The sequence below is a fragment of the Alteraurantiacibacter aestuarii genome, from assembly GCF_039523595.1.
GTDB classification, from domain to species: domain Bacteria; phylum Pseudomonadota; class Alphaproteobacteria; order Sphingomonadales; family Sphingomonadaceae; genus Alteraurantiacibacter; species Alteraurantiacibacter aestuarii.
This window is the reverse complement of the sequence record NZ_BAAAFP010000002.1, coordinates 85,751-102,292: the sequence shown is the minus strand read 5'-3', so window position 1 is coordinate 102,292 and position 16,542 is coordinate 85,751. Positions and strand designations below refer to the sequence as shown.

At 61.3% G+C, this 16,542-nt stretch carries 9 protein-coding genes; 3 read left to right on the top strand and 6 right to left on the bottom strand.

What is annotated here, in order from left to right; all coding sequences use genetic code 11:
* Positions 1-6: 6 nt before the first annotated feature.
* Positions 7-990, bottom strand: coding sequence for a hypothetical protein (locus tag ABDZ98_RS04150; protein WP_160589182.1), 984 nt, complete (start codon positions 988-990; stop codon positions 7-9).
* A gap of 144 nt (positions 991-1,134) precedes the next feature.
* On the opposite strand from ABDZ98_RS04150, the gene dcd reads away from it, so the two are divergent.
* The 3 genes from dcd to ABDZ98_RS04135 all read left to right on the top strand — a co-directional run bounded on the left by dcd (position 1,135) and on the right by ABDZ98_RS04135 (position 2,738).
* The gene (dcd, locus tag ABDZ98_RS04145; protein ID WP_160589181.1) at positions 1,135-1,689 is read left to right on the top strand and encodes a dCTP deaminase; all 555 of its coding nucleotides are present in this window, start codon (positions 1,135-1,137) and stop codon (positions 1,687-1,689) included.
* Between the two features lie 48 nt (positions 1,690-1,737).
* A complete protein-coding gene (locus ABDZ98_RS04140; RefSeq protein ID WP_237437294.1) occupies positions 1,738-2,334 on the top strand; it encodes a nuclear transport factor 2 family protein in 597 nt (198 codons plus the stop codon).
* A 116-nt stretch (positions 2,335-2,450) separates the two neighbouring features.
* A complete protein-coding gene (locus ABDZ98_RS04135; protein ID WP_160589179.1) occupies positions 2,451-2,738 on the top strand; it encodes a hypothetical protein in 288 nt (95 codons plus the stop codon).
* A gap of 59 nt (positions 2,739-2,797) precedes the next feature.
* Here ABDZ98_RS04135 and ABDZ98_RS04130 read toward each other — a convergent pair whose 3' ends face one another.
* From ABDZ98_RS04130 to rpoB, 5 genes are all read right to left on the bottom strand, one after another.
* The gene (locus ABDZ98_RS04130; RefSeq protein ID WP_202385875.1) at positions 2,798-4,945 is read right to left on the bottom strand and encodes a TonB-dependent receptor; all 2,148 of its coding nucleotides are present in this window, start codon (positions 4,943-4,945) and stop codon (positions 2,798-2,800) included.
* Between the two features lie 176 nt (positions 4,946-5,121).
* The gene (locus ABDZ98_RS04125) at positions 5,122-6,486 is read right to left on the bottom strand and encodes a glutamate--tRNA ligase (RefSeq protein WP_160589178.1); all 1,365 of its coding nucleotides are present in this window, start codon (positions 6,484-6,486) and stop codon (positions 5,122-5,124) included.
* 36 nt (positions 6,487-6,522) lie between these two features.
* Positions 6,523-7,635 (bottom strand): NADH:flavin oxidoreductase, encoded by a 1,113-nt coding sequence (locus tag ABDZ98_RS04120; protein WP_160589177.1) that lies wholly within the window; start codon positions 7,633-7,635, stop codon positions 6,523-6,525.
* A gap of 211 nt (positions 7,636-7,846) precedes the next feature.
* Positions 7,847-12,163, bottom strand: coding sequence for a DNA-directed RNA polymerase subunit beta' (rpoC, locus tag ABDZ98_RS04115; protein WP_160589176.1), 4,317 nt, complete (start codon positions 12,161-12,163; stop codon positions 7,847-7,849).
* Between the two features lie 85 nt (positions 12,164-12,248).
* Positions 12,249-16,427 (bottom strand): DNA-directed RNA polymerase subunit beta, encoded by a 4,179-nt coding sequence (gene rpoB / locus ABDZ98_RS04110; protein ID WP_160589175.1) that lies wholly within the window; start codon positions 16,425-16,427, stop codon positions 12,249-12,251.
* Between the last annotated feature and the right edge of the window lie 115 nt (positions 16,428-16,542).

Below are 16,542 nucleotides of genomic sequence, written 5' to 3'. Positions count from 1 at the left end.
CTGCCGTCAGCGGCGAATGCCGAGACCGCCGATTATATAGCTGCGTTCCGCACCACCACTGACCGGATCGATTTCGCTCAGGACCATGACGAACCCGGTCTCGATACCTTGCGGACCATAGAAGCCGCCCGAAAGCGTGATCCCGTAGACCCCTGTGGGATCATTGGAGGCTGCATAGCCTGCGGCATCGTCTCCCACGGCCGGAAAGGCCGGGAACTCGATCGGCCCGATCGTGGTCTCGGCACCAGTCGCATCACGACGAGTGATGAACAGCGAAATGTTGACTTCACCGGTCTGCACATTGCCGGTGATCGTGCCTGAACCACCCACAATCTCACCGGTGACAAAGCCTGATTGTGCCGGGTTGTTCTCAATGAAAACTCCCCCAATACCCACTTGGTCATACACGACCGTCGTGGTCGCCGGCTCGTCATCGGGATCCGTCTGCACGCCGAAACTGCAAAGCCCGTTTTCGCCGACCACATAGCGCGCACCGCGCGCATATGTTGCCGCCGTACCGTTTATCATCGGCGTAAGTGTAGTGAAGCTCCTCAACTGCCCTGTTGTTCCAACTTCATATAGCGTTTCTTCGCTTGATTGCTGGACAATATCAGCTGGTGTGAAGGTCTGCATGAATGCGTTGTCGATCGACTTGACTGTCCAGCTATCGGTGGCGGCGCTGTAGTTGATAGTACCGGGCAGGTCGAAACGGTTCGACAGCAAGCCAATCGGCGGACGCCCGCCGGAAGGACCAAACTCGACACAGGCGGTGAAGAAATCCTGATCGCCGGTTAGTTGGTCATAGGTGTCGTAGCTGAAAGTCGGTGTCGGGCTAGGCGTCGGCGTGCTCGTCGCGGTCGGGCTGGGGGTTGGCGTTCCCCCTGTCGGGCCCGATGGACCATCCTCCCCACCGCAGGAAGACAACACCAAAAGCGCGGCAATCGCCGTCGCAGAAGCACTCCGGTTCCTCATATACCCCCCATATTCCATATACTTAGAAAGAGGGTGTAACCAGCGATCCCGCAATTGGGAAGACCCCTGCCCTGATTGTCATTATTTCACGTCGCTTGGCATACCGGTGGATAAGCCCCAAGCGCGCTTGCCCTTCCGGTGCCACTCGGGAATCCCTCTTCCATGACAATTCTTTCCGACAAGTGGATTCGCGAAAAGGCCCGCAGCGAAGGTATGATCGAGCCGTTCGTGGAAGCGCAGCGGCGCGATGGCTGCATCTCCTACGGTCTGAGTTCATTCGGCTATGACGCGCGCGTGGCGCCGGAGTTCAAGATCTTCACCAATGTGAACTCCGCCGTGGTCGATCCCAAGGATTTCGATGGCGACAGCCTAGTGGACCGCGAGACCGACGTCTGCATCATCCCGCCCAACTCCTTCGCCCTCGCCCGCACGGTCGAATATTTCCGTATCCCGGAAGATGTGCTGGTGATCTGCCTGGGCAAGAGCACCTATGCTCGCTGTGGCATCATCGTGAACGTCACCCCGCTGGAGCCGGGCTGGGAAGGCCATGTGACGCTGGAATTTTCCAACACCACGCCGCTGCCCGCCAAGATCTATGCCAACGAGGGGGCCTGCCAGTTCCTGTTCCTGCAGGGCAATGAGCGGCCTGAGGTTACCTATGCTGACCGCGCAGGCAAATATATGGGCCAGCGCGGCGTTACCCTGCCCAAGCTCTAGGCAATTGATGCAGGCATTTTAGTAATGACGGGCCGGGAGGGGAAACGGATGACCACCACCAAGGAATTGTGCGAGCGGCTCGATGCGCTCGAAAAGAAGGCGCGCATTGCCGAGGACTATGTCGCAATCGCCAATCTGCAGGCCGCCTATGGCTATTACGTGGACAAGGGATTGTGGGACAAGGCGGCGGACCTGTTTGCCAGCGATGGCACGCTGGAGATCGCCGGGCGCGGTGTTTATGTCGGGCAGGACCGGGTGCGGCAATATCTGCACCAGCTGCCCGAATATGGCGACGGCACCATCTTCAACCACATGCAGTTGCAGCCGGTGATCCATATCGACAGCGAGGCGGGCACAGCCAAGGGCCGCTGGCGCACGCTGATGATGGTGGGGTTCCTGAACAAGGAAGGCCGCTGGGGCGAAGCGACCTATGAAAACGCCTATGTTCGCGAAGGCGAGAAATGGCGCATCGCATCGCTGCACGGCATCATCAATTTCTACTGCGAGTATGATGAAGGCTGGCATCGCGGCGGCGTGCCCCTGCTGCGGTCGACTGCCGGAATCGCGCCCGATCTGCCGCAGAGCTTCGAGTATGAAGCGCATCCCAAGGCCGTGATCGCGCCCTTCCATTATGACGAAGTATAGGCTGGCCTGAGACCGCAGAATTTCGGGAAGAAACCCCCTGGGCGCAAGGCGATTGCCAGCGCATTCGGGAACCGCACGCCTCCATCGGCAGTTTAAGGCCAATAATGGAGGATCGCATGACTGAAGAACGCATTACCGAAACCCACGATCAGGCTGGCAATACCCACACCACCATCGTTCGCGACACGCCGCAAAGCAGCAGCGGCGGAGCGGGCAAGTGGATCGTCATTCTCATTGTTCTGATGGCCGTTGTCGCAGCGGCCTATTTCATTGCGCAGGGTTCTGGCGCGGAAATAGCCAAGGATAACGCCATCGGCGAAGCGGCCGGCCAGGTGGGCGAGGCAGCCCAGCAGGTTGGCAATGCCGTGGAAGACGTGGCCGACAACGTTACCGGCGACGAATAGAGCGGCAAACGGGGCGGCCTGTAAACCGCCCCGCAAGCCTCAGGACCTGCGCATGACCGTCACAGGCTCATCCGCAGGCTCAGCTTGAAATTGCGTCCGGCCAGCGGCACGAAATCCTTGGTGAAGCTGGCCGCACGGCGTCCCTCGACATCGAACACATTGTCCACCTGCGCCAGCAGCGTCACATTATTGCTGCCTTCCAGCGGGTGCCACGCCAGCGACAGGTTCACGAAAGTGAAGGCGTCTGTCGGCGTTTCCAGCGGCGATATACGGTTTTGCTTGGCTGACCACTGCACTTCGGCGCGCCCGTCAAAATGGCCCATCTGCGCTTCCAGTGCGCCCAGCAAGCTGACCGGCGGCATGCGCGGCACCGGCGTTCCATCGCCCAGCGTTGCGCGCACATAATCACCGCGCAGATCAGCCAGCAGGGTCAGGTCATCTGATTCGTAGAAGGGCATGGTCACCTCGCCCTCCACCCCGAACTGCTTGGCGTCCTGTTGCAGGAACTGATAAACCGGCAGTCCGGCCATTTCCGTGCCCGTTTCGGCCAGGAAGATAAATCCGCTGAAATCATTGCGATAGATGCTGGCCGATAGTCTGGCAGGGCCGATGTCGCCGCGAAGATAGGCTTCCATCCCCCACGAACTTTCCGTGCCGAGCGCGGGATTGCCGACTTCATATTGCTGGGTGGCGACATGCGGCCCGTCGGCGAACAGTTCCTGCGACGATGGCGCCCGCTCGGCCCGCGACAGGTTAATGCCAACCCGCAGCCTGTCGACCACTTCATAGGATGCGCCCACAGCGCCCGAAAGCGTATCGAAATCGCTGCTTTGTCCGGTGGTCGTCACATCGATGGTCGTGCGCTCATACCGACCGCCCAGTTCCACTTCGATGGGATCGAAGTCGAGTTCCTGGACCGCAAACAGGGCGAATGTGTCGGTCTGGTTCGGCGGCACGAAGGCCTCCGCTCCGGTAGCCACGAAATCGGTGTGCGAATATTGCCCGCCGACAGAGCCCTGCCATGCGCCCCGGCGCGACTGGACCAGTTCGACCCGGCCCTCCACGCCCTCGACATCGAACACGGTGCCAATCTCGTCGCCTTCGAATTCGGTGTGAGTATAATTGCTGTATCCCCAGCGCGTGCGCACTTCATCAAAGAAGCCATCGCCCAGATCGAGCACGCCGCGCAGATCGCCGCGATATTGCTTCATGCCGATGGTGACGGGGCCCTCCTCCTCCACCACAGGTTCAGCGTCCATCTCGTCCGCGCCATGTGCGTGGCCGCCGCCGGGGCGCTCTGGCACGCCGTAACTGGTGTCATAATAGCCGAAGGACACGCCCAGCTCACTGTTGCCGGAAAAGAACGCGATGCCGGTGCCAAGGCTGGTGGTCTTGGTGGCGCTGTTGGGCAGGGTGCCGCTTTCATTGGCGGTATCGCGCAGCTCTGCCGCCTCATCCAGATGGCCTTCCTCCTCCTCTTCATCCGCGCTGGCCAGCAATTCGCTGCGCAGGGCGGGGGCAAGGACATAGTCGGCGATGTCGACATCGCCGGTGCGGTGATGCGATGCGTCGACATGGAAGGCGACGTTCTGGCCCAGCGGCACGTCGAGCGACAGGCCGCCCTCGCGCCGGTTATAGGCGCTGTCCACGCCGATCAGCGCATCGACATGCACAGGCTCATCGGGCACGCGCGGGGGAATGCGCTTGGTGATCACATTGACCGCGCCGCCAATCGCCTGACTGCCGTATAGCAGCACGGCTGGCCCGCGCAGAACCTCTATCCGCTCGGCGATCAGCGGATCCGTGGTCACGGCATGATCGGCAGAAGTGCTGGAAGCATCGATCGAGCCGACGCCATCGGTCAGCACGCGCACCCGCTCTCCGCCAAAACCGCGCAGGATCGGACGCGAGGCGCCGGGCGAGAAGCTTGATGCGGTGACGCCCGGCAGCTTGGCCAGCACTTCACCCACCTGCGAATCCAGATTGCGCTGGAGTTCCACGCCATCAAGGACCGACGTGCCGGCCAGCAGATCCAGCCTGTCCAGGCCGGCCGCGGTCACCACGATGGTGTCATGAAAGTCATCGCCGCCGGGCTCCACGCGACCAGTGCCCGCTTGCGCGCCATCATCCTGCGCCGATTGGGCATGCGCAGGAAGGGCGACGAGCATGGCTGCCGAAAGAAGCAGCGAAGTCTTCATACGATTCATTGATTTGCTATCCCGAAGTCTGAGTTGTGAGGCCCGAAGTTTTGGTTATGGGATAACATATCATAATGTTGCACTGCAAAATCAAGCGGCATTTATGCTTGTGAGATGAAACACCCCGGTTCTGCGATGAGCCGATTTCTGTGTCCGATTCCGGTCAGGTCCGGAGGTCGCCCGCGCTAGCTGGCCGCCAGTTGCAGGCGCTTTCTTGCCTCTTCCTCGCCGATCAGCGGCAGCAGGCTGGCCATGTCCGGCCCGTGCTCCATGCCGGTCAGCGCCTGGCGCAGCGGCAGGAACAGCGCCTTGCCCTTGCGGCCCGTGCTTTCCTTCAGCGCATTGGTCAGGTCCTTCCACACAGTGTCAGACCAGGTCAGCGCCTGCGCCGCCTGTGCCAGGAACGCCTTGTCCTCATCATCGAAAGCGGGCCGGGTGATCGGCCCGGTGACGATGGCCCACCAAGCCCCGGCATCGCCCACAACTTGCAGATTGGGACGGATCGCCAGCCATGCGACCTCATCCATTCCATCCGGCAGGCGATCGGAGACTGCGGCATAGGGCAGCTGGTGCACGATGGCGGTGTTCACGCGCGCCAGCTCGTCATCATCGAAACGGGCCGGGGCGCGGCCAAATACAGAAAGGTCGAATGAGGCCACCAGCGCCGAACGCTCGGCAATCGGCTCCACCGGCAAAGACGTGCCCAGCCGCGCCAGCAGCGCCACCAGCGCCTGCGGCTCTATATCGCGCTCACGAAACGCATCGCATCCCAGCGAGCCGAGCCGCTTGGACAATTTGCCCTCGCTACCCACCAGCAGTGCCTCATGCGCGAAGCGCGGAAAGGGATCGCCCCCGCTCGTGGCCTTCGCTGAAAATTGTGCAGCATGAAGTGCGGTAAACATCTGTATTTGCACGGCAGTATTGGAAACATGGTCCTCACCGCGCAGCACGTCCGTCACCCCCATGTCGATGTCGTCGACGGCGCTGGGCAGCATGTACAGCCACGATCCATCGGCGCGCCGGATCACCGGGTCGGACAATTGCGCGGGGTCGAATTTCTGCTGTCCGCGAATGCCGTCCACCCAGGTGATCGGCTCATCATGGTCAAGCTTGAAGCGCCAGTGCGGTGCAATGCCCTGTGCCTCCTTTGTGCTGCGCTCTGCCTCGCTCAGCATCAGGGCGCCGCGGTCATAGATCGGCGGCAGGCCGCGCCCCAGCTGGATCTTGCGCTTCAGGTCCAGTTCCTGAGCGGTTTCATAGGCGGGGTAGACCCGCCCGGATGCCTTCAATTTTTCGAATGCCTCATCATACAGCGCCAGCCGCGCCGACTGCCGCTCCTCGCCATCGATATCCAGGCCAAGCCAGACCAGATCGGCGCGGATGGCATCGACATATTCCTCCCGGCTGCGCTCTGCATCGGTATCATCGATACGCAGCAGGAACCGCCCACCGTGCTTGCGGGCGAGCAGCCAGTTATGCAGCGCCGTGCGGATATTGCCGACATGCAGGCGGCCCGTGGGCGAAGGAGCGAAGCGGGTGGTGGTGGTCATGGGGAGCAGGTAGCGCCCTGCCCCCCGCGCCACAAGTCAGACCAGTTCAGCCATCGCCGCCGGATTGAAATCTTCCAGCTCGCCGGTGCGTCCGTCGCGGACCTTGGCCGCCCATGCGGGATCGGACAGAAGTGCGCGGCCAACCGCGATCAGATCGAACTCGCCGCGTTCCATCCGCTCGATCAGCGGGTCCAGCCCTGCCGTTCCCGCCGTCTCTCCCGAGAAGGCGGAGAAGAAGTCCGAAGACAGGCCGACCGAGCCGACACTGATGGTGGGCAGGCCGGTAATCTTCTTGGCCCATCCGGCGAAGTTGAGGCCCTTGTCGCCATCAATTTCCGGAAATTCCGGGTCCCAGAAGCGGCGCTGTGAGCAATGGAAAATGTCGACCCCGGCATCGGCCAGCGGCCGCAACCATTGTTCCATCTCGGCGGGCGTTTCCGCCAGCCGGGCAGAGTAATCCTGCTGCTTCCACTGGCTCAGGCGCAACAGGATCGGATAGTCCGGCCCCACCGCGGCGCGCATGGCGGTAACCACTTCGACGGCAAAGCGCGAACGCTCGGCAATGGTGGCACCGCCATAGCGATCTGCGCGCAGATTGGTGCCTCCCCAGAAGAATTCGTCAATCAGATAGCCATGGGCGCCGTGAATCTCGAACGTGTCGAAGCCCAGGCGCTGGCTGTCTGCGGCGGCACGGGCAAAGGCATCGATGGTATCGGCAATGTCGGCATCGCTCATCGGTTCACCGCGCGGAACGTCCGGTGCGAAGATGCCCGATGGCGTGTCTATCGGGCCTTCATCCGGGTCCTTGCTGGGCGAAGGCGCGCCCCCAACATGCCACAGCTGCGGCCCCATCTTGCCGCCTGCATCGTGCACGGCGTCAATCACGCCCTGCCAGCCCGCCAGTGCCTCGTCGCCATAGAAATGCGGAATGGCGGCCTGATTGCGCGAGGCGGGGCGGTCGATCACCGTGCCTTCCGAAAGGATCAGGCCGACCGCATTTTCCGCGCGCCGCCGGTAATATTCGGCGTTGGCAGGACCGGGAATGCCGCCCGGCGCCATATTGCGCGTCATCGGTGCCATCACGATGCGGTTGGGCAGGGAGAGCTTGGCGGATGTGAAAGGCTGGAACAGGATCGATGCGTCGGTCATGAGCGGGAACTCCGGTGAATCGGGTTGTGCAATGCAACCTAACTGGGGTTTGCCGCCAGCCGATCAAGGTGACTTTGGGGGGCTAAAGAAAGGCTTTGGCTGGCGGCGGTGGCACCAGCGATGAGCACGCAGCAGATGGACGACGGACAAACAAAACCCCGCCGGAATCGCTTCCGGCGGGGCCTGTAGTGATGTCTGTCAGCAATCAGGCTCAGTCTTCGCTGGCTTCGCCTTCATCGGCCTGCACCGGTGCTTCAGCCTCGGCTTCAACCGGAGCTTCGGTGGCGGCCTCAACCTTGACCTCTACCGCGTCGGAAGCGGCTTCGGCTGCGGCTGCAACCTTGGCATCTTCTGCTTCGGAGGCTTCTGCGGCGGCAGCCACATCGGCGGCAACCAGCGCATCCTGCATCTTCTTGTACTGCGCACGAAGCGCGGCATCGCGGCTGTTGGCGGTCACGCGGATACGGTTCATGCCCGCGCCGGTACCGGCGGGGATGAGACGGCCCACGATCACGTTTTCCTTCAGACCGATCAGCGTGTCCTTCTTCCCTTCAACCGCCGCCTGCGTCAGCACGCGGGTGGTTTCCTGGAAGGAAGCGGCAGAGATGAAGCTGCGCGTCTGCAGGCTGGCCTTGGTGATGCCCAGCAGGATCGGCGTGCCTTCTGCCGGCTGCTTGTTGCGGCCGAGCTTGGCATTCGCCTCGTCCATTTCATCACGATCGACCTGCTCACCCGGCAGCAGCGTGGTGTCGCCGCCATTGGTGATTTCAACCTTCTGCAACATCTGGCGAACAATCGTTTCGATGTGCTTGTCGTTGATGCGCACGCCCTGAAGACGATAGACTTCCTGGATCTCGGTCACGAGATATTCGGCCAGCGCTTCCACGCCGAGCACTTCCAGAATGTCATGCGGGTTGGGCGAACCTGAGATGAGCGTATCGCCCTTCTTCACGAAATCGCCTTCCTGCACGTCGATCACCTTGGTCTTGGGGATCAGGTATTCGACTGCATCACCTTCTTCCGGGACAATCGCGATCTTGCGCTTGGCCTTGTAGTCGCGGACGAATTCAACACGGCCACTGATCTTGGCGATCACCGCATTGTCCTTCGGCACGCGCGCTTCGAACAGCTCGGCAACACGCGGCAGACCGCCGGTGATGTCGCGCGTCTTGGCGGCTTCACGCGAAGCACGGGCAAGAATGTCACCCGCCTGGATTTCCTGGCCATCCTCGACAGAAAGCGTGGTGCCCGGTGCCAGCATGTAGCGCTGGGCCTCGGTTTCATCATCGACGCCTTCGTTGAGCAGGGTCATGCGCGGACGCAGGTCTTCCTTCTTGGAACGGCCTGCGGCACGATATTCGGTGACCACGCGCTGAGCGATGCCGGTGGCTTCGTCGACGCGTTCCTCCATGGTCTTGCCTTCGACAAGATCCTGGTACTTCACCACACCCGACTGCTCGGTGATGATCGGCAGCGTGAACGGATCCCACTCTGCCAGACGATCGCCTTCGGATACCTTGGCACCGTCCTCGAACATCAGCACCGTACCATAAGGCACACGGTGGATGGCGCGTTCACGGCCTTCCTTGTCGATCACCACCATCTCACCCGAACGGGCGAGCGACAGGCGGCGGTTCCGCTTGTCGGTGATGGTCGGCATGTCACGGTAGACAACCGTACCGTCGGAGATCGATTCCAGATGGCTGGTTTCGTTCACCTGTGCGGCACCGCCGATGTGGAAGGTACGCATGGTCAGCTGCGTGCCGGGCTCACCGATGGACTGTGCGGCGATAACGCCGACAGCTTCACCGATGTTGACCGGCGTACCGCGAGCAAGGTCACGGCCATAGCAGGTGGCGCAAACGCCCTGGTCGGCTTCGCAAACCAGTGGCGAGCGAATCTTGGCAACCATGGTTTCGGCTGCTTCGATCTCGACCACCATCGGCTCGTCAACCAGTGTACCGGCCTTGACGATCACTTCGCCGGTTGCGGCGTTGACGATATCCTCGGCCAGCGTGCGGCCCAGGATACGCTCACCGATGGAGGCGATGACGCTGCCGCCCTGGACGATGGCGCGCATCTCCAGTGCATTCTGCGTCTTGCAGTCTTCCTGCACGATCACGCAATCCTGCGACACGTCCACCAGTCGGCGGGTCAGGTAACCCGAGTTTGCCGTCTTCAGAGCGGTGTCGGCCAGACCCTTGCGGGCGCCGTGGGTGGAGTTGAAGTATTCAAGGACGGTCAGGCCTTCCTTGAAGTTCGAGATGATCGGCGTTTCGATGATCTCGCCCGAAGGCTTGGCCATCAGGCCGCGCATACCGGCAAGCTGCTTCATCTGCGCTGGCGAACCACGCGCGCCCGAATGGCTCATCATGTAGATCGAGTTGATCGCGGCTTCGCGGCCATGCTCGTCCTTCGGCGTTGCGCGGATCTCGTCCATCATGGCGTTGGCCAGCTGGTCACCGCAACGCGACCATGCATCGATCACCTTGTTGTACTTTTCCTGCTGGGTGATGAAGCCGTCCTGGTACTGCTGCTCGTAATCGGCAACCAGCGCCTTGCTCTCTTCAATCATCGCCTGCTTGGTTTCCGGAATGATCATGTCATCCTTGCCAAACGAGATACCGGCCTTGCACGCGTGCTTGAAGCCCAGCGCCATGATCGCATCGGCGAACAGCACCGTGTCCTTCTGGCCGGTGTGACGATAGACCTGATCGATCACGTCCTCGATCTGCTTCTTGGTCAGCAGCTTGTTGATCACCTCGAAAGGCACGGTGTGCTTCTTGGGCAGGCACTCACCGATCAGCATGCGACCCGGCGTGGTTTCCACGCGCATCATGTAGGTCTTGCCGGCCTCGTCCGTCTGCGGAACGCGGGTGGTGATCTTGGAGTGCAAGGTCACGGCACCAACGTGCAGCGCCTGATGCACCTCGTCGATATCGGACAGGATCTTGCCCTCGCCCGGCTCGCCTTCGCGGTCCATCGAGAGGTAATAGATACCCAGCACCATGTCCTGCGAAGGCACGATGATCGGCTTGCCGTTGGCGGGCGAGAGGATGTTGTTGGTGGACATCATCAGCACGCGCGCTTCCAACTGGGCTTCCAGCGAAAGCGGCACGTGGACGGCCATCTGGTCACCGTCGAAGTCGGCGTTGAAGGCCGAACACACGAGCGGGTGCAGCTGGATCGCCTTGCCTTCGATCAGCACGGGCTCAAACGCCTGGATGCCGAGACGGTGAAGCGTGGGCGCGCGGTTCAGCAGCACCGGATGTTCGCGGATCACCTCGTCGAGGATATCCCAGACTTCCTTGCGCTCCTTCTCGACCCACTTCTTCGCCTGCTTCAGGGTCATCGACAGACCCTTTGCATCGAGGCGCGCGTAGATGAACGGCTTGAACAGTTCGAGCGCCATCTTCTTGGGCAGGCCGCACTGGTGCAGCTTGAGTTCCGGACCGGTCACGATGACCGAACGGCCAGAGTAATCGACGCGCTTGCCCAGAAGGTTCTGGCGGAAGCGGCCCTGCTTGCCCTTGAGCATGTCGGACAGCGACTTCAGCGGACGCTTGTTGGCGCCGGTGATCACGCGGCCACGGCGACCGTTGTCGAACAGGGCGTCGACCGATTCCTGCAGCATGCGCTTTTCGTTACGCACGATGATGTCAGGCGCGCGAAGTTCCATCAGGCGCTTCAGGCGGTTGTTGCGGTTGATCACGCGGCGATACAGATCGTTGAGATCGGACGTCGCGAAACGGCCACCATCCAGCGGCACCAGCGGGCGCAGCTCTGGCGGGATCACGGGCACGACTTCCAGGATCATCCATTCCGGACGGTTGCCCGAATCGATGAAGCTTTCGACGACCTTGAGGCGCTTGATGATCTTCTTGGGCTTGAGCGTGGACTTGGTGGTTGCCAGGTCTTCCAGCAGATCGTCACGTTCCTGCTCCAGATCGAGATCCATGAGCATGATCTTCACCGCTTCGGCACCGATGCCGGCAGTGAAGGCATCTTCGCCATATTCGTCCTGCGCTTCGAGCAGTTCGTCCTCGGTCAGCAGCTGGAACTTCTCCAGCGGCGTCAGGCCGGGTTCGGTGACGATGTAGCTTTCGAAATACAGCACGCGCTCAAGCTGCTTGAGCTGCATGTCGAGCAGCAGGCCGATGCGCGAAGGCAGCGACTTGAGGAACCAGATATGCGCAACCGGCGCGGCCAGTTCGATATGGCCCATACGCTCGCGGCGAACCTTGGTGACGGTGACTTCAACGCCGCACTTTTCGCAGACGACGCCCTTGTACTTCATGCGCTTGTACTTGCCGCACAGGCACTCGTAATCCTTCACCGGGCCAAAGATGCGCGCGCAGAACAACCCGTCACGCTCTGGCTTGAACGTGCGGTAGTTGATGGTCTCGGGCTTCTTGATCTCGCCGAAGGACCACGACCGGATGCGCTCTGGCGAGGCAATGCCGATCTGGATCTGGTCAAAGGTTTCCGGCTTGGCCAGCTGATTGGTGAATTTCGTAAGTTCGTTCATTTTTCAAATCCCTTGAGGGAAAAGTTCCAGGGGCGAGAGGAGGCGGGCGGCTTTGCCGGTTTCCCGGTGGCCGCCCGTGCCCCTGTTATTCAGCCGCGATCGAGAGGCCGTCCGCATCGTCATCGCCATCTGTCAGCGATGAGAGTTCGACGTTGAGGCCCAGCGAGCGCATTTCCTTGACGAGCACGTTGAAGCTTTCCGGAATGCCGGCCTCGAACGTATCGTCACCCTTGACGATCGCTTCGTAGACCTTGGTGCGGCCGACCACGTCGTCCGATTTCACCGTCAGCATTTCCTGCAAGGTATAGGCAGCGCCATATGCCTGCAGGGCCCAGACTTCCATTTCGCCGAAACGCTGGCCACCGAACTGCGCCTTACCACCCAGCGGCTGCTGGGTAACGAGCGAGTACGGGCCGATCGAACGGGCGTGGATCTTGTCGTCAACAAGGTGGTGCAGCTTGAGCATGTAGATGTAGCCCACTGTTACCTTGCGGTCGAACACTTCACCGGTACGGCCATCATACAGATCGACCTGACCGGAGCTGTCGAAGCCGGCCTTGATCAGCATGTCGGTGACATCCTGCTCCTTGGCACCATCGAACACCGGAGTGCCCATCGGCACGCCGTTCTTCAGATTGGTTGCCAGTTCGACAACTTCCTCCACCGAACGGCCTTCGATATCGTCATGATAGCGCTCGCCGTAAACGTCCTTGAGCTTCTCGACCACGGCCTCTGGCGGCTTGGCGGTCAGCGGATCGGGATTGGCTTCACGCCATTCCTCCAGCGCCCGCGTTACCTGCTGGCCAAGACCGCGCGCAGCGAGGCCCAGATGGGTCTCGAAGATCTGCCCCACGTTCATGCGCGAAGGCACGCCCAGCGGGTTGAGCACGATATCGACCGGCGTACCGTCGGCCATGAAAGGCATATCCTCGGCGGGCAGGATGCGAGAGATCACACCCTTGTTGCCGTGACGGCCGGCCATCTTGTCGCCCGGCTGCAGCTTGCGCTTCACCGCCACGAACACCTTGACCATCTTGAGCACGCCAGGAGCCAGCTCATCACCGCGTTCGAGCTTCTCCTTGCGGTCCTCGAACTTGTCCTTGATGGCCTTGACCGCCTCGTCATACTGGGACTTCACAGCCTCCAGCTGCGCCTGCATGTTGTCATCGGCAACTGCGAACTTGAACCATTCGTAGCGCTCGATGGATTCGAGCAGGTCGGCGTCGATCTTCACACCCTTCTTCACGCCCTTGGGAGCAGCGGAGACCGTCTGCCCGTCAAGCATTTCGGCAAGGCGGTTGTAGGTTGCGCGGTTGAGGATGTTGCGCTCGTCCTCGCTATCCTTCTTGAGGCGTTCGATTTCCTCGTTCTGGATGGCGCGGGTACGATCGTCGATCTCGATACCGTGACGGTTGAACACGCGCACTTCGACCACGGTGCCGGCCACGCCCGGCGGCAGGCGCAGCGAGGTATCGCGTACGTCCGATGCCTTTTCGCCAAAGATGGCGCGCAGCAGCTTTTCTTCCGGGGTCATCGGGCTTTCGCCCTTTGGCGTGATCTTGCCGCACAGGATATCGCCCGGATGCACTTCGGCACCGATGTAGACGATGCCCGCCTCGTCGAGGCTGCGCAGGGCTTCCTCACCGACGTTGGGAATGTCGCGGGTGATGTCCTCCGGACCAAGCTTGGTATCGCGGGCCATGACTTCGAATTCCTCGATATGGATCGAGGTGAAGACGTCATCCTTCACGATGCGTTCGGAAATGAGGATACTGTCCTCATAGTTGTAGCCGTTCCAGGGCATGAAGGCGACGAGGCTGTTCTTGCCCAGTGCCAGCTCACCCAGATCGGTGGAGGGGCCATCGGCGATGATGTCGCCCTTCTCCACCACTTCGCCTACCTTCACCAGCGGACGCTGGTTGATGCAGGTGTTCTGGTTGGAGCGCTGGAACTTCTGCAGCGAGTAGATGTCCACGCCGGGGTTGCCGGCGTCCACATCACCCGATGCACGGATCACGATGCGCGTGGCGTCGACCTGATCGATCACGCCGGCGCGGATGGCGGAAATGGCCGCACCCGAATCGCGGGCCACGGTCTCTTCCATGCCGGTACCGACGAAAGGCGCTTCAGCCTTTACCAGCGGCACAGCCTGACGCTGCATGTTCGACCCCATCAACGCGCGGTTGGCGTCATCGTTTTCCAGGAACGGGATCAGCGATGCGGCAACCGACACCAGCTGCTTGGGCGAAACGTCCATCAGGGTAACCTGCGCGGACGGGCTCATCACGAACTCGCCGTTCTGGCGCGCCGAGATCAGGTCCTCGATGAACTTGCCGTTCTCGTCGATGTCAGCCGAAGCCTGCGCCACTGTGTGCTTCTGCTCTTCCATTGCGGAAAGGTAGCGCACTTCGCCCGACACCACGCCATCGGAGACGAGGCGATAGGGCGTTTCGATGAAGCCATACTTGTTCACGCGGGCGAAGGTCGACAGCGAGTTGATCAGGCCGATGTTCGGGCCTTCCGGCGTTTCAATCGGGCAGATACGGCCATAGTGGGTGGGATGAACGTCGCGCACTTCAAAGCCCGCGCGCTCACGCGTCAGGCCGCCCGGCCCGAGTGCCGAAACGCGGCGCTTGTGGGTCACTTCGGACAGCGGATTGGTCTGATCCATGAACTGCGACAGCTGGCTGGAGCCGAAGAATTCGCGCACTGCGGCAACAGCCGGCTTGGCGTTGATCAGGTCGTTCGGCATCACGGTCGACACGTCTACGCTGGACATGCGTTCCTTGACCGCACGTTCCATGCGCAGCAGGCCGACGCGGTACTGGTTTTCCAGCAGCTCGCCCACCGAACGCACACGGCGGTTGCCGAGGTTATCGATATCGTCGACTTCGCCCTTGCCGTCCTTCAGGTCGACCAGTTCCTTGACCACGGCCAGGATGTCTTCCTTGCGCAGCGTGGTCACGGTGTCCTCGGCATCGAGGCCAAGGCGCATGTTCAGCTTCACGCGGCCAACGGCAGAAAGGTCATAACGCTCGCTGTCGAAGAACAGGCCTTCGAACAGGGCTTCTGCAGTTTCCTTCGTCGGCGGCTCGCCGGGACGCATCACCTTGTAGATGGCTTCCAGGCCTTCTTCGCGGTTCTCCGACTTGTCGGCTTTCAGCGTGTTGCGCATCCAGGCGCCGGTGGAAACGTGATCGATATCGAGCAGGTCGAGCTGGTCGATACCGGCAGCGTCGATCTTTTCCAGGTTCTCCGGAGAAACCTCGTCACCCGCTTCGATGTAGATGCGGCCGGTGGTCTCGTCGATCAGGTCCACGCTGGCATAACGGCCGAAAATTTCCTCGGTCGGGATCAGCAGGGTCTTGAGGCCATCCTTTTCCGCCTTGTTGGCGGCGCGCGGAGAGACCTTCTGGCCAGCGGGGAAGATTTCCTCGCCGGTCTTGGCGTCAACCAGTGCAAAGGCGGGCTTCTGGCCGCGCCATGCTTCGGGCACGAAAGGAATTTCCCAGCCTTCGCCAACCTTGCCCGAAACGCGCTTCCACGTGACCTTGTCATAGAAGTGATCGAGGATCGCTTCTTCATCCAGGCCCAGGGCGTACAGCAGCGAGGTAACCGGCAGCTTGCGCTTGCGGTCGATACGCACGTTGACGATGTCCTTGGCGTCGAATTCGAAATCGAGCCACGAACCGCGATAGGGGATCACGCGGGCGGCAAACAGGAACTTGCCGCTGGAATGGGTCTTGCCGCGGTCATGGTCGAACAGCACACCGGGCGAACGGTGCATCTGGCTGACGATAACGCGTTCTGTACCATTGATGCAGAAGGTGCCGTTCTCGGTCATGAGCGGCATATCGCCCATGTACACGTCCTGCTCCTTGATATCGAGCACGGAGCGGGTTTCGGTCTCCTGATCGACTTCGAACACGATCAGGCGCAGCGTGACCTTCATCGGGGCGGCATAGGTGATGCCGCGCTGGCGACACTCGGTGGTGTCGTACTTGGGGTCTTCCAGTTCGTAATGAACGAAGTCGAGCTCGGCAGAACCGGCGAAGTCGCGAATCGGGAACACCGAACGCAGCGTCTTCTCAAGGCCCGAGACATAGTCGATCTTGGGATCGGAGCGGAGGAACTGCTCATAGCTCTCACGCTGCACCTCGATCAGGTTCGGCATCTGCACCACTTCGTGGATGTCGCCGAAAATCTTGCGGATGCGCTTCTTCTTGGTGCCGGTCGCAACCGGTGCCTTCGACTTGCTCGCCATAGGAGGAATATGCCTCTTGCCTTGGGCCGGACCGAGATGGTTCCGGCGGAATTTCTGTGCAGACGGGAGGAGCCGTGAGACGCGCAAAAAGCCGTAGTCACCGGGCGCCCCTTGG